The organism is Mesorhizobium sp. B2-4-13, from assembly GCF_006658535.1.
GTDB classification, from domain to species: Bacteria; Pseudomonadota; Alphaproteobacteria; order Rhizobiales; family Rhizobiaceae; genus Mesorhizobium; species Mesorhizobium australicum.
The window spans coordinates 41,370-63,059 of the sequence record NZ_VFVB01000009.1 but is presented as its reverse complement, the minus strand read 5'-3'; the positions used below and the strand labels follow the sequence as shown (position 1 = coordinate 63,059).

Sequence of the window (21,690 nt, the reverse complement as noted above, 5' to 3'; positions counted from 1 at the left end):
ACGACAAAAGCAGGGACGAACAGGGACACCGATGCAAACTTCGTTTGGCACCGGTCAGGCAAACAGGGAAAGCACGGATCTGGCGTTCACCGATTCGTTGACCGGGCTTGGCAATCATCGCCGCTTCTTCGACAAGGTCGATCGCCTGATCAGCGACCGTTCCGACGATCCCGCGCCCTTCACCGTCGGCATTCTCGACCTCGATGGTTTCAAGCCGATCAACGACCTGTTCGGCCACAAGGCCGGCGACGACATCCTGATCCAGGTGGCGATGCGGCTGCGCGCCTCGATGGATGGCCATTCGACGGTCTGCCGCATCGGCGCCGACGAATTCGCCTTCCTCTACCCGCTGGTGTTCTCGGAGGAGGCGGCGGCGGAAAAATCCCGCATGCTGATCGAGATCCTGTCGGCGCCCTACGATGTCGGCGAACGCACCGCCAGGCTCTCGGCCTCGGTCGGCTGCTCATTGTTCTATTCCGGCGACGAGACCACCGAGATACTCATCAACAAGGCCGAAACGGCGCTCTACCATGCCAAGCGTTCCGGCCGCGGCCGCGTCGTCGTCTACACCCGCGAGATGGAGGAGGCCGCCAAGCGCGTCACCCGCATCGAGCAGGCGCTGCGCCGCGCGGTCTCGGCCGGCGAGGTGGAGCCGCATTTCCAGCCGATCGTCGATCTCACCACGCGCCGCACCATCGGCTTCGAGACGCTGGCGCGCTGGACAGACCGCGACCTCGGCTCGGTGCCGCCGACCGTCTTCATCCCCATCGCCGAGGAGCGCGGCATCATCGGCCCGTTGTCGCAGCTTGTGCTGCGCAAGGCCACGGAGGCCGCCAGGAGCTGGCCGAAAGACCTGTTCCTGTCCTTCAACCTGTCGCCCTCGCAGCTCGTCGACCAGAACACCGGCCTGCACATACTGGCGATCCTTGACCGCACCGGCTTCGATCCGCGCCGGCTGGAGATCGAGATCACCGAGACCGGCCTGATGAACGACCCGGCCTCGGCCGCGCAGATCGTCGAGGACCTGCGCCGCGTTGGCATCCGTGTCTCGCTCGACGATTTCGGCACCGGCCAGTCCTCGCTCGGCCGCTTGCGCGAATTCCATTTCGACAAGCTCAAGATCGACCGAGCCTTCGTCTCCTCCATTCTCGACGACCGGCCGTCCGAACACATCATCCGCGCCATCCTCGCCATGTGCGAAGGGCTCGGCATGGATGTGGTCGCAGAAGGCATCGAAGAGGAGGCGCAGGCCGACCGGCTGGTCCAGTTCGGTTGCGCCGGCGGGCAGGGCTATTTGTTCGGCAAGCCGGCCGATGCCGACGCCACATTGGGCTACCTCCGTGATTCCTTCCGTGGCGCCTTGCGCGCCAAGGCGATCTGAGCGGCAGGTTTCGGCGCTGCCCGCGATGCGGCGATGCCGCTTGGCGGGTCGCGCAGGGGCGCGATCGCCTTTTTGTCAGACATAAGCCCGGAAATCGGTCTTTTCGCCCTTGCCCGCCGGACGTGTCTGGCTAGGATGCGCGCCGGTTGACCCGGGAGACGAAAAATCATGATGCCATCGGCGCGTTTTGCCGACCTCGAAGGCGCTTCGGTGCTGATCACCGGCGGCGGCTCCGGCATCGGCGCGGCATTGACCGAAGGGTTCATGCGCCAGGGCGCCAAGGTCGCCTTCATCGACATCGCCGACAAGCCCAGCATCGCACTCGCCGACCGTATCGAGGAAGAGCTCGGCCGTCGGCCGCTCTATCTCAGGACCGATCTGCGCGATATCGAAGCACTGCGGGCGTCCGCCGCGAAGGCGGCCGAAGCGCATGGCGACGTCACCGTGCTGGTCAACAACGCCGCCTGGGACGAACGTCATGCCGTCGAGGACGTCACCGTCGAGTTCTGGGACAACAACCTCGCCATCAACCTGCGGCCGCATTTCTTCACCGCGCAGGCGGTGGCACCAGGCATGAAGCGCGCCGGCGGCGGCTCAATCATCAATTTCACCTCGACGTCCTATCTGATCAATCATCCCGACCTGCCGGCCTACACCGCCGCCAAGGCCGGCATCCTCGGCCTCACCAAGGGGTTGGCCGGCAAGCTCGGGCCCGACCGCATCCGCGTCAATGCCATCGCGCCCGGCTGGGTGATCACCGAGCGGCAGAAGCAGCGCTGGGTCACCGAACAGGCGCTTGCCGCCCATGTCGCCAAGCAGTGCATCAGGGACGTGATGTCGCCCGACGATATGGTCGGCACGGTGCTGTTCCTGGCCTCGGACGCCTCGCGCATGCTGACCGCGCAGATGCTGATCGTCGATGGAGGTTTCCTGTGAGCCCGGGGTTTGACAGCAGCGTGCCGGCAGTCGCGGCGCTCGATTGGGGCACGACCCGGCTTCGGGCCTGGCTGATCGACGGCGGCGGCAAGGTGCTTGCGGAGCGTCGCGGCGACGACGGCCTGATCACCGCGCGCGAAAAGGGCTTCGCCAACGTTCTGGAGGGCCATCTGGCTGCGATGGGCGCGCCGGAGGAATTGCCCGTCATCATCTGCGGCATGGCCGGCTCCCGCCAGGGCTGGCTGGAGGCGCCCTATGTCGGCGTTCCGTCGCCGCTCGGTGCCATTCTCGGCGGCGCCGCTAGGGTGCCCGGGCAGAAGCGCGACATCCGCATCATTCCCGGCCTTGCCCAGCGCCTGGCCGACGCGCCCGATGTCATGCGCGGCGAGGAGACGCAGCTTGCCGGCGCCGGCCTGCCCGCCAGGGGCCGCGAACTGGTCTGCATGCCCGGCACGCATTCGAAATGGGTGCTGGTGGAGGACGGCGCCGTCGCCGGCTTCGGCACCTGGCCGACGGGCGAGCTGTTTTCCGTGCTTGCCGCGCACTCGATCCTGCGCCATTCGCTGGGTGAACATCCAAGCCCGGTTGCTCCAGACAATCCGTTCTTCCGCCGCTGGTGCGAAACAGCGCTAGGCGATGGCGGCGATGTCACCTCTCGGCTGTTTGCCATCCGCGCCGCCGGCCTGCTCCAGAACCTCCAGGCCGATGATGCGGCCGCCTGCCTGTCCGGCTTGCTGATCGGCGGCGAGATCGCATCGGCCCGGCGTCGGCATGGTGCCGGCGCGACATCGGTCGTGCTGGTTGCCTCGGGCGCGCTGGCCGGGCTCTACCAGGCTGCACTCGGCCTTGCCGGGCTTGGTGTGCGGACAGTCGACGCGGACGAGGCTGTACGCGCCGGTCTCATCGAGGCCGCGCGGGAGAATGGCATGATTACCAGAAGTGGAGCCGCCATATGACCGAGACCGCACCCTTTCCAAAACTTAAGCGCGGCCTGGTCGCCATCCTGCGCGGCCTCAAGGCAAGCGAGGCGATCGCCATCGGCCAGGCATTGTTCGATGCCGGCATCGAGGCTATCGAGGTGCCGCTCAATTCGCCCCAGCCGTTTTCGTCGATCGCCAGGCTTGTCCAAATGCTGCCGAAGACAGCTTTGGTCGGCGCCGGCACGGTGCTGACTGCGGCCGACGTCGATAGTCTTCACGCGGCCGGCGGACGACTGCTGGTCAGCCCCAACATCGATGCCGAGGTGATGGGCCGCGCCGCGCATTACGGCATGGTCACCATGCCTGGCGTGTTCACTCCCACCGAGGCCTTCCAGGCGATCCGGCTCGGTGCCTCGGCGCTGAAATTCTTCCCCGCCAGTGTGCTCGGCGCATCGGGCATTTCCGCGATCCGGGCGGTGCTGCCGGCGCAGACGCTGGTCGGCGCGGTCGGTGGCGTTTCGGAGAAGGACTTTGCCGGCTACAAGGCTGTTGGCGTCACGGTCTTCGGGCTTGGCTCCAGCCTGTTCAAGCCAGGCATGAGCGTCGACGATGTGGCGGCGCGCGCCTACGCAGCCGTCGCTGCCTGGGACGCGGTATTCGGAGAAGCATGATGAGTGAACCGATCGTTTCCGTCTTTTCCGATCATGTCTGCCAGCTCGGCGAAGGGCCAAGTTACGATCCCGGCACGGATGCGCTGTTCTGGTTCGACATCGTCAACAGCCAGCTCCTGGAAAAGCCCTTGGCCGGCGGTGCGCTGAAAATCTACGAGCTTGGCCAGATGGCAAGCGCGATCGCCATCATCGATGACAAGCGACAGCTGATCGCCACCGAAACCGGGCTTTTTGTCCGCGACGTCGCCACCGGCGGAATGACGCTGCACACCGCCATCGAGGCCGACAACCCGGTCACCCGATCCAACGATTCCCGCGTCCATCCCTGCGGTGCCTTGTGGGTCGGTACCATGGGCAAGGGCGAGGAGAAGGGCGCGGGCTCGATCTACTGGTTTTTCAAAGGCGAACTGCGCCGCCTGTTTTCGGATATCACCGTCTCGAACTCGATCTGCTTTTCATCAGACGGCACGCTTGCTTACTACACCGACACCTCGACCGGATTGCTGATGCGCGTTGCCTGCGATCCGGCGACCGGCCTGCCCGTCGGCGAGCCGAAGATCTTCGTCGACCACCGCTCGGCCAAGGGCTATATCGACGGTTCGGTGCTCGACCGCGACGGCATCCTGTGGAACGCCGTCTGGGGTGGCAGCGTCATCGAGGCCTATGGGCCGGACGGCGAGCTCGTCCGCACGGTCGCCATGCCGGTGACGCAGCCATCCTGCCCGGCCTTCGTCGGCAGGAATGCCGATCGGCTGGCCGTGACCTCGGCCTGGTCGGGCAAGAACGAAAAGCAGCGTCTGCTCGACCTGCAGGGCGGCATGACCTTCCTGCTCGACATTCCTGTCAATGGCCGCCTGGAACCGCGCGTGCTGATCGCCTGACATTGCCGGACGCGGACCCGGGGCTACGGTCGCAATCCTGGCGCTGTCACACAGGCGCCCGGGGCGCGTCGATTTCGCGAAAGCCGATTGTGCGGGCCGTGCGATGGTAGGTCATCGCACCGTCGGGAACCGCCACATCATGCCAACGCACAAGCCGAAACTGATCCTTGTCCACGAGCCTGAAAAGGCTTGTTTCGACCGCTTGCTCGCCGACGGTCATGCATCGCGGCGTGCCGCCGAAATCTCGTCCTATCTGGCGCAGTCGACCGATCTCGCTCTCGAATTCGATGCGCTGGCCGCCGCCTGCGAGGCGCGCGGCCTGTCCTTTGCGCCGGTGGTGCTCGACGATGCGGCCAAGGTGCTCGACGGGGAGGATCCGCGAAGCGCGCTGGTCTGGACGCTGACCGACGGCGTCGCCTATTTCCGTGGCGGCGCGGCACCCGCTTTGGCAAGACTGAGCGGTTTCAACACCATCGGCGCCGACGATTCGCTGTTCGCGCTCTGCCAGGACAAGTTCCGCTCCGGCGCCGTGCTTGGCGCGCTCGGCCTGCCGGTGCCGCAGGCCGGTCTCGCGCGGGATGGCGAATGGCTGGTCGAGGCGCCGGCCTCCGCCGCCGGCTGGTTCGTCAAGCCCAACCGGCTCGGCGCCAAGATCGGCATCTGGCCGGATTCGCGCGTAACCGATCTCGCTCACGCGCTGGAGCTTAGCCGGCGTGTTTTCGCCTGTTATCGCGACGATGTCGTGGTCCAGCCCTATGTCGCCGGCCGCAACGTCCGCGCCAGCTTCCTTGGGCTGATGCCGGATACCGGCGTTGAAGCGCTCGGCGTCGCCTTTGTCGAGTCGGGAGGTGATTTCCAGACCATGGAAGACAGTTTGGCTCTCTATGGCGCCACCGGCGAGGCGGCGAAGGCTGCCGGGCAATACGCCGAACCCGAACTCGCTGCGGTCGCGGACAGCCAGCCGGCGGCCGATGCGAGGATCAGGCGGATCGCCGAACGGCTGATCACCGGGCTCGGCCTGCGCGATGTGTTTTCCATGGACCTGCGCGTCGAGGCCGACGACACGGTTCACCTGATCGAATTCGAGGTCTGTCCCGGCCTGCCCTGCTTCGACTTCCGCGCCTATTGCCGCCAGCAATGGGGGTTGAGCTTGGCCGACGCGATGGCTGAAACCGCGGCGAACAGGCTTTTGCGCTAGATACCCTCGACCAAGACGATCTCGCCGTCGGCGACCTTCTGGCGGATGGCCACCGCGCGCTGATATTCCGGCGAGTTGTAGCAGTCATGCGCGGCGGCGAGCGATTCGAACTCGATGAGCACATTGCGCGCCCGCCCTGGGCCCTCGGCTTTCTCATGCTCGCCGCCGCGGGCCAGGAATTTCGCGCCGAAGCGCTCGAAAGCTGGTTTTGCCGCCGCGACGTAATCCTTGTAGCCTTCGGCGTCGCGCACATCGACGCGGGCGATCCAGTATCCCTTCGGCATTGTTCTCTCCCTTATTCTACGCGGAGCGCATTTCGTCGAGGATCGCCTGCGCTGCCGCGCGGCGGTCGTTTGCCGCCATGATCGGGCGGCCCACCACAAGATGGCTGGCGCCGTTGCGGACCGCTTGCGCCGGCGTCACCACGCGCTTCTGGTCGCCATGGTCGCTGCCGGGCGGCCGGATGCCCGGCGTCACCACCGCCATGTCAGGGCCGACGATGCGGCGCACCGCTTCGGCTTCCGCGGCCGAGCAGACGATACCGCCCATGCCGGCATGGAGCGCCTGTTCGGACCGCCGCAGCACCAGCGTGTGCGGGTCATATTCATAGCCGGCGTCGATCATGTCCTGCTCGTCCATCGAGGTCAGCACGCTGACGGCGAGCAGGCAAAGCTCGCTGCCGCGCGCCGCCTCCACCGCCGCCTGCATCGCCTTGGGATAGGCGTGAATGGTCAGCATGGTCATGCCCATCCTGACGATGTTCTCGACGCCCTTGGCCACCGTGTGGTCGATGTCGAGCAGCTTCATGTCGAGGAAGATTTTCGTTCCGCCGCTGGCCAGCTCCCTGGCAAAGTCGAGCCCGCCGGCAAAAGCCAGCTGATAGCCGATCTTGTAAAAGGAAACGACGCCGTCCAGCTCGCGCACCGCTCGCTCGGCCTCCTTCACGGTCGGCACGTCGAGGCCGACGATCAATCGCTCCTGCATGGAATGAGGCTGCAGGGGTGCGGCGGTCACGCCTCGACCCTGGTCGACAGCATGCGCGAGGTTTCGATCAGCGTGCGGCATAGGTGCTCCATCGATTTGTGCAGTCTTTCGTCACGGAAATGGCCGTCCACGTCGAAGGCGTCGCCACCCTCCGGCACCGAGCATTCCGGTGTCACCACTTCCATCTGGCAGCGCACCAGCACGGCACGCAGATGGTTGATGCAGCGGATGCCGGCGAAGTGCCCGTTGGAGGACGAGCAGAGGCCGGCGACCTTGCCGGCAAGCGGCCTGACCGACCGGCCGCCATCCCGTCGCACCCGGCTCACCCAGTCGATCGTGTTCTTGAGCAGCGGCGGGATCGAACCGTTATATTCCGGCGTCGCGATCAGCAGCCCGTCATGGGCTGATATCAGCCGCGCCAGCCTCTGGGCGTTTTCCGGAACGCCGTTTTCCTTTTCCAGGTCCTCGTCGAGGATCGGCAAGGGGTAATCGGCAAGCGAAATACGGGTCACCTCGGCACCTTGCACCGCAAGTTCCTTCTGCGCCACGTCGGCGGTCCTGCCGCTATAGGCGCCGCTGCGCACCGAGCCGGCGAAGACGAGGATTTTCGGGATCACTGCCATTGGCCACCCTTGTTCTGGGACACGTACAGCCAAGGTTCGATCAAATCAACGGCTGGATGGGGGAAAGGCAGTAGGGCAGTAGGGCAGTAGGGCAGTAGGGCAGTAGGGCAGTAGGGCAGTAGGGCAGTAGGGCAGTAGGGCAGTAGGAATGGTTCCCTAGCCAATCTTTTCCCCCTACTCCCTTACTGCCCTACCGCCTTCTCTTCTAATGCGCCTCGCGCCGGTAGATCCACAGCTGCGTCGGCGGGATGTTGCGGAAGATGAAGTCGAAATGCTTCACCGTGTAGTCGCCGCGGCCGGCCGGGATCGGCGACATCGGACCATAGGTCAGCTGCACGATCGGCCGGCCGACCGGAATGCGATCGAGCAGGCTCTCGATATAGGCGATGCGCTGGGCGACCGGGAAATTGAGCAGCGGCACGCCGGAAACGACGCTGTCGAAGATCATCCCGCTCCTCTCGCCAAGCGTGGCGTTGAGGTTGAAGGCATCGCCCTCGATGACGTTGACGCCGGGGTAGAGCTGGCGCAGGTGGCGCACGAAATCGGTGGAATATTCGATCGCGTAGAGGTTTTCGGGCCGCACGCCCTGGGCGAGGATGGCGCGGGTGATGACACCGGTGCCGGGGCCGACCTCGAGCACCGGCAGGCCGGACTTGGGATTGACGATCGAGGCCATCTTGCGCGCGGTGATCGAGCTGGTCGGAACGATCGAGCCGACCGTCTTCGGCTTGTCGATCCAGCCCTTGAAGAATTTGAGTTCATCGTCGAACTTCTCGGCAAACGCCTTCCGCAGTCCGTGACCACGTGCCATGCAAGCTCTCCTCAGCGCGCCCCTTGAAACTACTTAACATCTGGATGACGCAAGGCAAGGCGCGGCCTTGCCTATGGCGTGGATAAGATAGTTTTCGTCGCGTCTCAACGCTCGCCGAAAGACTCGAAAAAGTCCTTCATGCGGGCGAAAAAGCCGCTCGATTGGGGCGAATTGTCCTGCGAGGAAAGCTGTTCGAACTCTTCCAGCAATTCGCGCTGGCGGCGCGACAGGTTCTGCGGCGTCTCGACCGCGGTCTGGATGTAGAGGTCGCCGACATTGGGCTGGCGCAGCACCGGCATGCCCTTGCCCTTGAGCCTGAACTGGCGTCCGTTCTGCGTACCTTCGGTCACCTTCACCTTGGTCTGCGTGCCGTCGAGCGTCGTCACCTCGAAGGAGCCGCCAAGTGCGGCGGTGGTCATCGAGATCGGCACCTTGCAATAAAGATCTGCGCCGTCGCGCTGGAAGAATTCGTGCGGCTTGACCGCCAGAAAGATATAGAGGTCGCCCGATGGCCCGCCGCGCAGCCCGGCCTCACCCTCATTGGCCAAGCGGATGCGGGTACCGTCCTCGATGCCGGCCGGGATGTTGACCGACAGCGAACGCTCCTCGGTGACACGGCCCTGGCCGGCGCATTTCGGGCAGGGATCCTTGATTGTCTGGCCACGGCCCTGGCATTGCGGACAGGTCCGCTCGATCGAGAAAAACCCTTGCGTGGCGCGCACCTTGCCGTGGCCGTTGCACATCGAGCAGGTGACCGGCTGGGTGCCCGGCTTGGCGCCGCTGCCGGAACATTCCGTGCAGGAGATCGAAGCCGGCACGCGGATTTGCGCGGTCTTTCCCGCGAAGGCTTCCTCCAGCGAAATTTCCATGTTGTAGCGCAGGTCGGCGCCGCGCTCGCGGCCACCGGAAGAGCGGCGCTGGCGGCCGCCCATCATGTCGCCGAAAATGTCCTCGAAGATGTCGGCGAAGCCGCCGGCGCCAAAGCCCTGCGCGCCATTCATCCCACCCTGCTCGAAGGCGGCGTGGCCGAAACGGTCATAGGCCGCGCGCTTCTGCGGGTCCTTCAGCGTCTCGTAGGCTTCGTTGATTTCCTTGAACTTGTGCTCGCAGGAATGATCGCCGGGGTTGCGGTCGGGATGGAATTGCATGGCCAGCTTGCGAAAAGCGCTCTTGAGCTCCTTCTCGTCGGCGCCCTTCTGCACGCCCAGCGTTTCGTAGAAATCAGCTTTCATTTTTTCCCGCAGTCCGGATATTCAACGTCTTGATGCAATGTTGCGTCGGTTGCCGGCACGTTGTTTCGATTTAGGAGCGGTGCTGCCCGTATGCTAGGGCCGGCGCGAACTTGTCCGTGGTTTTCAGTGATTTTTTCGGCAGTGCTCGCACTTTTTCAGCGAGGGTTGCAAAAAAGCCCGGCCTTGCGCCGGGCTTTTCGCATTATCTTGCCGTCAAGCCGCTCAGGCCGACTTCTTCTTGTCGTCGTCTTCGTCGATTTCTTCGAAATCGGCGTCGACCACGTCAGAGTCCTTGGCGGCATCCGCCTTGGCGTCGGCTTCCGCCGCTTCCTTCTGCGAGGCCTCGTACATGGCCTGGCCAAGCTTCATGGAAGCTTCGGCAAGCACCTGGCTCTTGGCCTCGATGTCGGCCGGATCGTCGCCCTCGGCAGCGGCCTTCAGCGCCGCGATCGCGTCCGAAATCGCCGTACGCTCGGTCTCCGAGACCTTGTCGCCATATTCCTTCAGCGACTTCTCCGACGAATGCACCAGGGCTTCGGCCTGATTGCGGGCCTCGACCACGGCGCGACGCTTCTTGTCGGTATCGGCATTGGCCTCGGCATCCTTGACCATCTTCTCGATGTCGGCGTCGGAAAGTCCACCCGACGCCTGGATGCGGATCTGGTGCTCCTTGCCGGTGCCTTTGTCCTTGGCCGAGACGTTGACGATGCCGTTGGCGTCGATGTCGAACGTGACCTCGATCTGCGGCACGCCGCGCGGCGCCGGCGGAATGCCGACCAGGTCGAACTGGCCGAGCGCCTTGTTGTCGGCGGCCATTTCGCGCTCGCCCTGGAAGACGCGGATGGTCACGGCGGACTGGCTGTCTTCGGCCGTCGAGAACACCTGGCTCTTCTTGGTCGGGATCGTCGTGTTGCGCTCGATCAGCCGGGTGAACACGCCGCCCAGCGTCTCGATGCCCAGCGACAGCGGCGTCACGTCGAGCAACAGCACGTCCTTGACGTCGCCCTGCAGCACGCCGGCCTGGATGGCGGCACCGAGTGCGACGACCTCATCCGGGTTGACGCCCTTGTGCGGCTCCTTGCCGAAGAACTGCTTCACGATCTCCTGGATCTTGGGCATGCGGGTCATGCCGCCGACCAGGACCACTTCGTCGATCTCGCCAGCCTTCAGGCCGGCATCCTTGAGCGCCGCCTTGCACGGCTCGATGGTGCGCTGGACGAGGTCTTCGACCAGGCTTTCGAACTTGGCGCGCGTCAGCTTCAGCGTCAGGTGCTTCGGTCCGGTCGCGTCGGCGGTGATGAAGGGCAGGTTGATTTCGGTCTGCGTCGTCGACGACAGCTCGATCTTGGCCTTTTCAGCCGCCTCCTTGAGGCGCTGCAGGGCGAGCTTGTCGTTCTTCAGGTCGATGCCCTGTTCCTTCTTGAACTCGGCCGCCAGATACTCGACCAGGCGCATGTCGAAATCCTCGCCGCCGAGGAAGGTGTCGCCATTGGTCGACTTCACCTCGAACACGCCGTCGCCGATCTCGAGCACCGAAATGTCGAAGGTGCCGCCGCCAAGGTCATAGACGGCAATGGTCTTGCCCTCCTTCTTGTCGAGGCCATAGGCGAGCGCTGCCGCGGTCGGCTCGTTGATGATGCGCAGCACTTCCAGGCCGGCGATCTTGCCGGCGTCCTTGGTGGCCTGGCGCTGGGCGTCGTTGAAATAGGCCGGAACGGTGATGACCGCCTTCTCGACCTTCTCGCCGAGATAGGCTTCCGCCGTTTCCTTCATCTTCTGCAGGATCATGGCCGAGATCTGCGAGGGCGACTGCTTCTTGCCGCCGGCCTCGACCCAGGCATCGCCATTGTCGCCCTTGACGATCTTGTAGGGGACAAGCTTCTTGTCCTTCTCCGTCACCGGATCGTCATAGCGGCGGCCGATCAGGCGCTTGACCGCGAAGATGGTGTTTTCAGGATTGGTGACCGCCTGGCGCTTGGCCGGCTGGCCGACGAGACGTTCGCCGTCGCCCGAGATGGCGACGATGGAAGGCGTCGTGCGCGCGCCTTCCGCATTCTCGATTACCTTCGGCTCCTTGCCATCCATGATGGCGATGCACGAGTTGGTGGTGCCGAGATCGATACCGATTACTTTTGCCATTTTTCTAGTCTCTCCGCTAAGCAGGCTCTCAGGACCCGGTAAGGCGTTCCGACGAAAGCCCCTGTTCACAAGAAATACCGTCCACCCACCGGTTCTCCGGCGCCGCACGGCTTGGCGCGTATATAAGAACAGGCGGCATCGCGCGCAAGCATTCTGCGCAACGCTTCCATGAACCTTTCCGCGCCGGCCCGCGACTGATGTCCAGGTGCCGCATGGTGCGGCCCCGGAAAGGAAGCCCCCCATGACCAGCAACCCAGAGACTCCATGGTCTCCGGGACCAACAGGAGCTCGGCGCGACCACCGCCTTCGGGACGGGGTCGATGCGCTGGGCTTCCCGCTGATTCCGTTGACCCTGCGCAGGAGCAGGCGTATCGTCACTATGAGGAAAGCAGACAATTCGATCAGGGAAGAACGAGCCGGACCACCGCGCCTTGCCCTGATTTGCGCGGCAAGTCCGGACGTCTCTCCCCTGGACTACGGGGGTAGTGTCATGTCTCGCATCCGCGGCGCGTTCGTGCCTTTTCTTGAGTTCGACAACCGCTTGCGCGGTGCATTGCAGGCCGCCGGCCTGCTGGCTCTGGCGCTTGCCGCCAGCCTGTGGCTGGGCGCCCCCGCCCAAGCGCAGGAAACCCAGATCATCTATCCAGGCTCGATGGCGGTCACCGGCTTTCCCGGCACCGTCATCCCCAATGTCGACGAGGGACTGCCGCCCGGCGTCGATCCGGTCGACGAGACCTTCAACGACATCTCGCGCGCCACCTTGCGCGTCTTCGACGTTTCACGCCTGGGTGGTCCGGCTTCGGGCCAGCTCGTCTTCACGCCGCCGCCTTTCGAGGTGACGGCAGGCCAGATCGGCGAGGTGTTCGGCCTCACCTATGATGACGGCGTGCGCGACGGTATGCCGTCTGGCGTTCCCAACCTCTATGCCGCCGCCACCTCGCTGCATGGGATTGAGATCGTCACGCCGGACGCAGACAAGGACGGCAGGCCGGAGCGGCAGCGCCGCGGCACGGCGGGCGCCACCTTCATGAAGGGCCAGTTCGGCACCGAAAACGGCGGCGGGCCGGGCACCATCTGGAAGATCGACGGCATCACCGGCCAGGTCGCCAAATTCGCCGACATCGACACCAACAGCGGACCCGGCATCGGCAATATCACCTTCGATCCCGCCCACCGGCAGTTCTTTGCCTCCGATCTCGACACCGGCCTGATCCATCGCATCGACGCCGGCGGCAGACTGGTCGACACGTTCGACCATGGCGTCGCCGGCCGGCCGGCGCATGGGCTGGCCCCGGTCGCCGACGATGGCGCGGTGATGGACGTACAGGGCGCGGCCTTCGACACCGAGGACCCCGACAGCTGGGGCTACACCGAGGACGAGCGCCGCGTCTGGGCCGTCTCCTATCATGGCGGCCGGCTCTATTATTCGGTTGGCGAAAAGTCGGAAATCTGGTCGGTGGGCATTGCCCGCGACGGCACCTTCGCCGGCGATCCCCGCTGGGAACTGACTGTGAAGGCCGACAAGGACTACGCCGTCACCGACATCGCCTTCGACAACAGCGGCTTCATGTATCTCGCCCAGCGCGGCCCGATCGAAAACCGCTATGATTACAGCCGCTTCGCCGATTCCGGCAAGGGCGAGGTCATCCGCTACTTCAGGGAAAATCCCGACGATCCCTCGACGGAATCGGTCTGGGTGGAAGCGCCGCAGGAATATGCCGTCGGCTTCCCGCAAGGCAACAGGCAGTCGGCCGGCGGCGTCGACCTGCAATATGGCTACGATGCCGACGGCAATCTCGACACCTCGGTCTGCACCCAGACCTTGGTCAACACAGGCGACAAATTGCGCGACAACCCCGAGTTCGCCGAAAAGCTCGCCGCGGGCGGGCCGCTTGCGGTGCACGGCGTGCAGATCACGTCCAAGGAGCTGGTCAAGCCGGCCAACGTGCCGCCCTTCGGCTCCTGGTTCGTCGATTTCGACGGCTATTTCGAGGATCCCGAAGTGGAAGGCCATGTCGGCGACGTCGCCGTCTGGCATCCCTGCGAGGGCCGTGCCGGCTATTATCAGGAAATACCGGGCGGTTATGAGCCCCCCTTCTACCCGCCGGATTTCCCGCCGCCGGGCAATCTGCCTCCCTGTCTCGATGTCGAGAACGTGCAGTATTACTGCACGCCGCGCGGTCTCGAGGCCGATCTCTATCTCCATGACCATGCCGGCTTCGGCGGTGATTCGATCAAGGCCCAATCCAGGACGCCAGGCGTCGCGGTGACCTCACCTATGTCACATGCGCCGGGCAAGCCTTACACGATCGACATCACCGGCCACTATCCGGGCGACAGAGTGGATGTTGGACTCTGCTTCTACAGGAAGTCCGACAAGGACAAGGGTGGCTACTACCCTTGCTGCAAGATGACCTTGCCGCTCCGGACCCCAGCCGTCAGCTGCGAACGTTGAGGAGGCAAAGATGAACAGTCTTGCCCCATCCCCGCTCGCGGCCAAATCCCCAAAAACCGTCATGGAGACGATCATGAAACCCCTGTCACTCGCCAGGCGCGGCGCGCGCTGGCTGATGGCGGCCGGGATCGCGGTCGCCCTTGCGCCCGCACTGCCGGCATCCGCCGCCCAGACCGTCCAGGCTGTCACCAGCCAGGATGTACAGCCGCTGCAGCTCGACAATCCGCGCATCATCAACCCGGAACCCGGACGTGTCGTGCCGTTCTTCACCAAGACCGGTGGCCAGCGCAGTTGCGACTATGTCTACTATACCTTGACCTTCGGACTGCGCGGCAATCCGCAAGGCTTTGCCAATCCTGCCCTCGAGGCGGCGCTGAAGAAAGCCAAGCTCGACTTCAAGGACCAGCTTCCGCACGGTCTTTCGATCGTCAATGTGACCGTCTCCGGCGACGGCACCGATGCATCGGGTGGGGCCTTGCCGGGCGCTGTCGTAAGCAATTCGGCCGGCCCCAACGACACGGCAACGGTTTCCGATTTCCGGATTTCCGCCAGCGATCTCGATGGCTCGGGCGCACTGAACGAACGCGTCATCACCTTCCGCATCACCGCCAAGATCGACCACGCCGCGTTTCCAGCGCCGGTCAACGTCGACAACCAGGGCACGATCAAGGTCACCGGCGGCACCGGCGCGGGCACCATCATCCCGTCGCAGGATCCGGGCAAGCCGGACGACGGCAACATCGCGACCGGGGAAAAGACCTCGATCCGGATCGACCTCACCAAATGCGACAAGCAACCTCCACCTCCAACCGACCATGAGTGTTTCAAGGTCGAACGCGGCACGGTCGACTGCGTGCCCGGCGGTGGCGCCTTCATCTACCACATGCCTGTCGGCCCGGAGATGGGCGGCAAATGGGTGCAGGTGTCGACGACCTCGCCAGGCATCAGCATCATCCCTGACACCCAGAAGGTGCCGGCGGGCGGCGGCGTGCTCAACTGGAAGATCGTCGGCGCGTCACCCGGCGACGTCATCCACCTCATCGTCACCGGTATCGAGACCTATGCCGGACCGAAGGAGGGCTGGGGCCTGTGCTGCACGCAAACCATCGACATCGTCATCCCGCGTGACCAGAGGTGCCCACCCAGGGATAAGGAACCGGACCTCAAGGTCGAAAAGCATGCCGACGTCACACGCTGCACGATGGGCGGCGGCTGCGACTTCACCATCCGGGTCACCAATGTCGGCACAGCGCCTTACAACGGTAAGATCGTGCTCGACGAGGTGACGCTGCCGGCCGGCTCGACGCTGAGTTCAGGGCCCAATCCGCCCTGGATCTGCGCGCCGGGAACCACCCCGATGACGTGCACCTACCCGGGGACCACGCTCGCTCCGGGAGCCTTTGTCGACCTCAAGCTCGGCTTCAAGCCGGCCGGAGGCTGGCAAGGCAGCGTGCTGCGCAACTGCGCCACCTACAATTACGGCGCCAGCGGCAAGCCGCTGTTCGGCAGCCAGGCCAATGACCGGGGCTGCGCGTCGATCCCGATCTGCCGGCGCGGCGACCGCAATCCGGATTGCCAGCCGCCGGTCGAGAAGAAGGTCGACCTGATTCTCAAGAAGCGTGCCCGCACCGAAGTCTGCACCGCCGACGGCGTCTGCACCTTCATCATCGACATCATCAACAACGGCACATCGACCTACAATGGGCCGCTGACGGTGATCGACAACTACCCCGGCGGCGCGCCGGCGTCCTCCACCTTCGGCCCGAGCCCGCCCTGGACATGCGGCCCCAACGGCCCCGGCCAGTTCCGCTGCGACAATGCCGGCATCTCGCTGCCCGCGGGGGCCTCGACGCCGGTCTTCGTCAAGGCGGTCATGCCAACCGGCTACCGGTCCGACACGGTCGAGAACTGCGCCGAGGTGAAGGCCATCCCCGGTGAGGTCGATCTCACCAACAACAAGGCCTGCGCCAAGGAACGCGTCCGCCGTCCCAACAGCGGCCAGCCGGCCTTGCGCATCACCAAGGTGTGCAACGGTTCGCTGGCCGGCGCGGCGCTGGTGTCCTGCCGCATCACCGTCGCCAATGTCGGCACGGCTGCTCCCACCGGTCCGGTGCGGGTCAACGATGCCGCCACGCTGGTGTCGGGCGGAGCGCCTGTCCAGATCCAGACCGTAGCCCCTGACGGCGCGGAATGGGCATGCGGACCGGTTCCGGCCAATGCGTTGTCGTGCCAGATACCAGGCGCCGTCATGACGCCCGGAACCTCCAGGCACTTCGACGTGACGGTTTCGGCCAATGGCGAATTCGAGAACTGCGCGCGCGGCTCCTATGGGCCGGCGCAGGGCGACGACGTCGTCTACCCGATCGGCCAGGCCTGCGCCAAGGGCGGCGGCTCCTCGACCATCCGTGTCGAGAAGACCGGCGACCGCGAATGCAGGCTGGGCCAGCCCTGCTCGTTCGACATTACCATCACCAATGACGGAACGAGCCCCTTCTCGGGCCCGGTCCGCATCGGCGACGCGATCGGCGTCGATGGGCTTGGCCGGCTGGAAGGCGTCGCGATCACTTCGATCGAGCCGCCCTTCGGCTGTTCGCCGGAACCGACGACCTTGCCGGCCTCCTGCATCGCCAACCTGACGCTCGGCGCCGGCGAAAGCCGCTCGCACCGTGTGACAGTGGTCATCCCCGACGATGGGCGTCTTGCCAACCTGCAGGGTAACGTCAATGGCCGGAACTGCGTTGGCGTGCTCTCTCCCGACACACGGGTGCAGGGCGGCGGCGACGTGCTGTCCAACGACGCGACCAACGTGCAGGGCGATCGCGGCAGGGCCTATGCGTGCCATCCCTTCATCATCACGCATGAGGTGAAGAACCAGTGCTCGCCGGGCTTCGTCATGAACGATGCCGGCCGCTGCGTCTGCCCGGAAGGCACCACCTTCCGCAACGGGCAATGCACCAACCTTCTGCCGCTGCCACCTCCGCCGCGCTGCGTGCTGCTCGAAGGCCAGATCCGCACCGAGGACGGACGTTGCGTTTGCCCGCGCGGCACGGAGCTGGAGAACGGAAAATGCGTCGGGACCGACAAGCCCGAGCAGTGCACCATCCGTGGTCAGGTCCACAATGCGGACGGGGACTGTGTCTGCCCGCAAGGCACCGAGGTGCGAGACCGGGCCTGCCGCCAGATCCGGCCAAAGCCGCAGCAGTGCCGCATTCCTGGCCAGGTCCGCAATGCCGATGGCGATTGCGTCTGCCCGCAAGGCACCGAGGTGCGAGACCGGGCCTGCCGGCCGATCAGGCCGAAGCCTGACCAGTGCACCATCCGTGGCCAGGTCCATGACTCCGACGGCAATTGCGTTTGCCCGAGGGGTACCGAGGTGCAAGGCAATGCCTGCCGGCGCAAGCAGCCGCAGTTGGAGCAGTGCGACATACGCGGCCAGGTCCACAACAAGCGCGGCGAATGCGTCTGCCCGCGTGGGACCGAGGTGGTCGACGGCGCATGCCGCAAGCCCAGGCAAGAGAGCGAATGCGCGCCGGGCTCGCAGATGGTCAACGGCCAGTGCCAGCCGATCTTCACGCGGCACTGTCCGGAAGGCATGGTCGGGCGGTATCCGAACTGCCGGCCGATGCGCGGGCAGCCATCGCTGGAAATCGATCCGGGGCAGTTGCTGCAATTGCTGCCGCGGCGCAGGCAGCCGATCGACCAGCAGCAGGACCCGGTGCCAAACAGGGTGCTGAAGCTCCAGCAGCAATAGGCACCCGCGCGACGCCAAACGAAAACCCGCTGGAGCAATCCGGCGGGTTTTTCTTCATGATCCAGGCAGCGAAGGTTCGCGGCGACAGGATCGGGAACGCCGCGACGTTACCCCCTGCCTGTGGAACCGCTGTACTGGCGCCCTCGACAAGTCCGCGGGAGCGCTTTAGGCAGTCGGTACGCAGCGATCGTATCAAAAGGGCGCCCGGAAAGGCCGCGAGATGAGCAAAAAAACCTTGATCGCACCGTCGGTGCTGGCATCGGATTTCTCGAAGCTCGGTGACGAGGTCGAGGCGGTGGCGGCGGCCGGTGCCGACTGGATCCATCTCGACGTGATGGATGGGCATTTCGTGCCAAACATCACCTTCGGCCCGCCTGTCATCAAGGCGATCCGCAATCGCACCAAGGCCTTTTTCGACTGCCACCTGATGATCGCGCCAGCCGATCCCTACCTCGCCGCCTTTGCCGAAGCCGGCTGCGACGGCATGACGGTGCATGCCGAGGCCGGGCCGCATCTCGACCGCTCGTTGCAGACAATCAGGAACCTCGGCAAGAAGGCGGGCGTGTCGCTCAATCCGGCGACCCCGGAAACGGCGATCGAATATGTGCTCGACCGGCTCGACCTGATCCTGATCATGACCGTCAATCCGGGTTTCGGCGGGCAAGCTTTCATCCCGGCGATGGTCGACAAGGTGAGAAGGATCAAGGCGCTGATCGGTGACCGGCCGATCCGCATCGAGATCGACGGAGGCGTCTCGCCGGAAACCGCCCCCTTGGTCACCGCTGCCGGCGCCGACGTGCTGGTGGCCGGTGCTGCCATCTTCAGGGGTGGCAGTGTCGAGGCCTACCGCGCCAACATCGAAGCGATCAGGGCGGCGGCCGACAAGGCCGCCGGCTGACACAGCGCGGTCATTCCGGCACCAATTGCTACGGATCGGCGTCGTTGTACATCCGAATCAGGTTGCGCGACGATCTGATTCGGGCAGTCGTCCGCTGTCTTTGCGCGCGACAGAAAAGATGCTCGCATGGGAGCACAAGAAACAGATGATCCTGCGTGCATACAAAACACGTTAAACTTCTGCTGGTTGTAGAAATATTCGAATTCTCGCGATCGGCCTCGCGGATTGGGTATATTCCATTGTCCTAAAGTACAATAGCGCGATCTTCTGCTTGAGTGCCGGAAGCGTCACGCTATATGGTACGCGTACGGAGAGAGAATCTCGGACTCGAATTGCCCAAGACGACAGTAAGGGGACAAGGAGTCGCTTTTGACATACGGAGCTGCCAATCTGAACGACGACGGCACAGGAGCCAAGAGCACGCTTGCCAGCACGGTCTATCACCAATTGCGTGATGATCTTCTCAGCGGCGCTCTTGAAACCGAAAGCAAGCTGCGCGTCGAGTGGGTCGTTTCCAAGTATGGCGCCGGTGCCTCTCCGGTTCGTGAAGCCCTCAATCGCCTTGCCTCCGAAGGTCTCCTTGGCCGCCATGACCAGCGTGGCTTTTTCATCATGCCGGTCAGCGCGACGGAACTCGAGGAACTGACGCGCACGCGCTGCTGGCTCGAGGAGCGGGCGCTGCGCGAATCCATTGCCCACCGCACCGCCGAATGGGAAGAACAATTGGTGCTGGCGCTGCATCGCCTGGGGCGGGCCTCACGGCTCTCGCCGCAAAGTAGCTCGTCGCTCAATCCGGAGTGGGAGAAAGTGCATCGCACTTTCCATCGGGTGCTGATCTCGGCGTGCCGGTCGCACTGGCTGGTTGGTTTCTGCGACCAGCTTTCCGATCACGCCTACCGCTACAGGCAAATGGCCAATGACGGGGAGAGCATCCAGCGCGACGATTTCGCCGAACACCGGCTGATTGCTGAAAATGCGCTGGACGGCAATGCGGATGGTGCCGTCCAGGCCCTGATCGATCACTACCAGCTGACCGCCGCCATGTGCATGGAACGCTTCAGGCAAGGCGAGGCACCCGCCGGTCCGGGTAAGCGCGCCCAGCGTTGACGGCTGTTTGGTCGGCGCTCTCTGCCGTCCCATCCCTCGAATCTTTCGGTGGACGCCGGGCAGCCGGCTGCGGCCTTGACGGCAGGGCTGGGAAACGCGAACTCTTCGTCGCGTGCCGCCCAAGATCGCGGCCGGCGTCACCTGGGAAGATTTCATGAGCAATCATCTGTTCGATGCGTTCCGGTCCCGGATGCCGGCGCCTGGGCGCCTGTTGATGGAAACCGATGATGGACGCTCGCTCACCTATGGCGACATGCTGGCACGGTCGGCGCAGCTTGCGCATGCGCTCCTGCAAATGGATGTCGCGCCCGGCGACCGGGTTGCCGTGCAGGTCGAGAAGAGCCCGGAGATGGTTTTGCTCTATCTCGCCTGCTTGCGCGCCGGCGCCGTCTTCCTGCCGCTCAACACCGCCTATACGCTGGCCGAGCTCGGCTATTTCTTTGGGGATGCCGCACCTCGGGTGATCGTCTGCGATCCGGCACGGTCGGCGGACATCCGTGGGATGGTCGAGCCGTCCGGTGCCGTCGTGGTCACGCTCGACCGCGGTGGCCAGGGATCCCTCGCGGACCAGGCATCGCGTCAGTCTTCCGAGTTCCACGATGTGGAGCGCGGCGCGGACGACCTTGCGGCGATCCTCTACACGTCGGGAACGACCGGCCGTTCGAAAGGCGCCATGCTCAGCCACGAGAATCTCGCCTCGAACGCACGGGTGCTGGTCGAGCAATGGCGTTTCACCAGGGATGACGTGCTGATCCACGCACTGCCGGTTTTCCACACGCACGGCCTGTTCGTCGCCACAAACGTCACCCTGATGGCCGGCGCCTCGATGCTGTTCGAGCAGAAATTCGACGCGGGCCGCATCGTCTCGCTGCTGCCGCGCGCCACCGCGCTGATGGGCGTGCCGACCTTCTACACCAGGCTGCTGCAGCAGGACGGGCTGGATCGCGAGGCGGCGAAAAACATCCGGCTGTTCGTGTCTGGTTCCGCGCCGCTGCTGGCCGAAACGCACAAGGCTTGGCGAGAGCGTACCGGCCACGCCATCCTCGAGCGCTATGGCATGACCGAGACCAACATGAACACCTCCAATCCCTATGAGGGCGAGCGGCGTGCCGGCACGGTCGGCTTCCCCTTGCCCGGCGTGTCGCTGCGCATCGCCGATCCCGATTCCGGCAAGCCGCTTGCCCAGGGCGAGGTCGGCATGATCGAGGTCAAGGGTCCGAACGTGTTCGGCGGCTACTGGCGCATGCCGGAAAAGACCAAGGCGGAATTCCGCGCCGACGGCTTCTTCATCACCGGCGACCTCGGCATGATCGACGCCGACGGCTATGTCCACATTGTCGGTCGCGGCAAGGACCTGATCATCTCAGGCGGCTACAACGTCTATCCGAAGGAGCTCGAAAGCGAGATCGACGCGCTCGACGGCGTCCTGGAAAGCGCCGTCATCGGCCTTGCCCATCCGGACTTCGGCGAAGGCGTCACCGCGGTCGTCGTGCGCTCGCCCGCGTCGCGGATCAGCGCGGCCGAGATTCTCGACGCCATCACCGGCCGCATGGCAAAGTACAAGCATCCCAAACGGGTGATCTTCGTCGACGACCTGCCGCGCAACACGATGGGCAAGGTGCAGAAGAACCTTTTGCGCGACAGCTACAAGGATCTCTACGTCTCAAATAAAGCCGGCTAAGCAGGTGTCGCGCTCCGGCGCG

17 protein-coding genes are annotated in these 21,690 nt (G+C 64.7%); 11 read left to right on the top strand and 6 right to left on the bottom strand.

Going from position 1 to position 21,690, the window contains the following annotated elements; all coding sequences use genetic code 11:
• The first annotated feature begins 31 nt into the window (after positions 1-31).
• The 6 genes from FJ936_RS22990 to FJ936_RS22965 all read left to right on the top strand — a co-directional run bounded on the left by FJ936_RS22990 (position 32) and on the right by FJ936_RS22965 (position 5,987).
• On the top strand, positions 32-1,381 hold the full coding sequence (locus FJ936_RS22990) for an EAL domain-containing protein (RefSeq protein ID WP_141907036.1): 1,350 nt from the start codon (positions 32-34) through the stop codon (positions 1,379-1,381).
• A 168-nt stretch (positions 1,382-1,549) separates the two neighbouring features.
• The gene (locus FJ936_RS22985) at positions 1,550-2,317 is read left to right on the top strand and encodes an SDR family oxidoreductase (RefSeq protein WP_141907035.1); all 768 of its coding nucleotides are present in this window, start codon (positions 1,550-1,552) and stop codon (positions 2,315-2,317) included.
• Entirely contained in the window at positions 2,314-3,273 is a 960-nt protein-coding gene (locus tag FJ936_RS22980) for a 2-dehydro-3-deoxygalactonokinase (RefSeq protein ID WP_141907034.1), read from the top strand. The genes FJ936_RS22985 and FJ936_RS22980 overlap by 4 nt, the downstream gene beginning before the upstream one ends.
• Positions 3,270-3,908: a 2-dehydro-3-deoxy-6-phosphogalactonate aldolase gene (locus FJ936_RS22975; protein ID WP_141907033.1), complete on the top strand. Its 639-nt coding sequence runs from the start codon at positions 3,270-3,272 to the stop codon at positions 3,906-3,908. The genes FJ936_RS22980 and FJ936_RS22975 overlap by 4 nt, the downstream gene beginning before the upstream one ends.
• The gene (locus tag FJ936_RS22970) at positions 3,908-4,789 is read left to right on the top strand and encodes an SMP-30/gluconolactonase/LRE family protein (protein ID WP_141907032.1); all 882 of its coding nucleotides are present in this window, start codon (positions 3,908-3,910) and stop codon (positions 4,787-4,789) included. Before FJ936_RS22975 ends, FJ936_RS22970 begins: the two co-directional genes overlap by 1 nt.
• A gap of 139 nt (positions 4,790-4,928) precedes the next feature.
• Complete coding sequence (locus FJ936_RS22965) at positions 4,929-5,987, top strand: D-alanine:D-lactate ligase-like protein (RefSeq protein WP_141907031.1); 1,059 nt, start codon at positions 4,929-4,931, stop codon at positions 5,985-5,987.
• Here the strand turns inward: FJ936_RS22965 and FJ936_RS22960 are convergent.
• From FJ936_RS22960 to dnaK, 6 genes are all read right to left on the bottom strand, one after another.
• Positions 5,984-6,271, bottom strand: a complete 288-nt coding sequence (locus FJ936_RS22960) for a DUF1330 domain-containing protein (protein ID WP_140792363.1) — start codon at positions 6,269-6,271, stop codon at positions 5,984-5,986. The two genes, FJ936_RS22965 and FJ936_RS22960, sit on opposite strands and share 4 nt — an antisense overlap.
• Positions 6,272-6,287: 16 nt before the next feature.
• On the bottom strand, positions 6,288-6,971 hold the full coding sequence (pyrF, locus tag FJ936_RS22955; RefSeq protein WP_181171445.1) for an orotidine-5'-phosphate decarboxylase: 684 nt from the start codon (positions 6,969-6,971) through the stop codon (positions 6,288-6,290).
• Positions 6,972-6,997: 26 nt separating this feature from the next.
• The gene (locus FJ936_RS22950; protein WP_140792361.1) at positions 6,998-7,594 is read right to left on the bottom strand and encodes an NADPH-dependent FMN reductase; all 597 of its coding nucleotides are present in this window, start codon (positions 7,592-7,594) and stop codon (positions 6,998-7,000) included.
• 205 nt (positions 7,595-7,799) lie between these two features.
• The gene (gene pmtA / locus FJ936_RS22945) at positions 7,800-8,405 is read right to left on the bottom strand and encodes a phospholipid N-methyltransferase PmtA (RefSeq protein WP_140619794.1); all 606 of its coding nucleotides are present in this window, start codon (positions 8,403-8,405) and stop codon (positions 7,800-7,802) included.
• Positions 8,406-8,509: 104 nt separating this feature from the next.
• Positions 8,510-9,637 carry a molecular chaperone DnaJ gene (gene dnaJ, locus FJ936_RS22940; protein ID WP_015314665.1) on the bottom strand — a complete coding sequence of 376 codons (1,128 nt, stop codon included), beginning with the start codon at positions 9,635-9,637 and terminating at the stop codon, positions 8,510-8,512.
• Positions 9,638-9,859: 222 nt separating this feature from the next.
• On the bottom strand, positions 9,860-11,776 hold the full coding sequence (gene dnaK, locus FJ936_RS22935; protein ID WP_140619792.1) for a molecular chaperone DnaK: 1,917 nt from the start codon (positions 11,774-11,776) through the stop codon (positions 9,860-9,862).
• Positions 11,777-12,017: 241 nt separating this feature from the next.
• Between dnaK and FJ936_RS22930 the strand changes: the two genes are divergently transcribed.
• The 5 genes from FJ936_RS22930 (at position 12,018) to FJ936_RS22910 (ending at position 21,668) form a co-directional block, all read left to right on the top strand.
• Positions 12,018-14,231 (top strand): hypothetical protein, encoded by a 2,214-nt coding sequence (locus FJ936_RS22930; protein WP_181763162.1) that lies wholly within the window; start codon positions 12,018-12,020, stop codon positions 14,229-14,231.
• Between the two features lie 10 nt (positions 14,232-14,241).
• Entirely contained in the window at positions 14,242-17,982 is a 3,741-nt protein-coding gene (locus tag FJ936_RS22925; protein ID WP_141907029.1) for a hypothetical protein, read from the top strand.
• 220 nt (positions 17,983-18,202) lie between these two features.
• Positions 18,203-18,880, top strand: a complete 678-nt coding sequence (gene rpe, locus FJ936_RS22920) for a ribulose-phosphate 3-epimerase (protein ID WP_015314661.1) — start codon at positions 18,203-18,205, stop codon at positions 18,878-18,880.
• A gap of 369 nt (positions 18,881-19,249) precedes the next feature.
• Positions 19,250-19,987, top strand: a complete 738-nt coding sequence (locus FJ936_RS22915; RefSeq protein WP_015314660.1) for a GntR family transcriptional regulator — start codon at positions 19,250-19,252, stop codon at positions 19,985-19,987.
• A gap of 154 nt (positions 19,988-20,141) precedes the next feature.
• Entirely contained in the window at positions 20,142-21,668 is a 1,527-nt protein-coding gene (locus FJ936_RS22910) for a malonyl-CoA synthase (RefSeq protein WP_141907028.1), read from the top strand.
• The last annotated feature ends 22 nt before the right edge of the window (positions 21,669-21,690 follow it).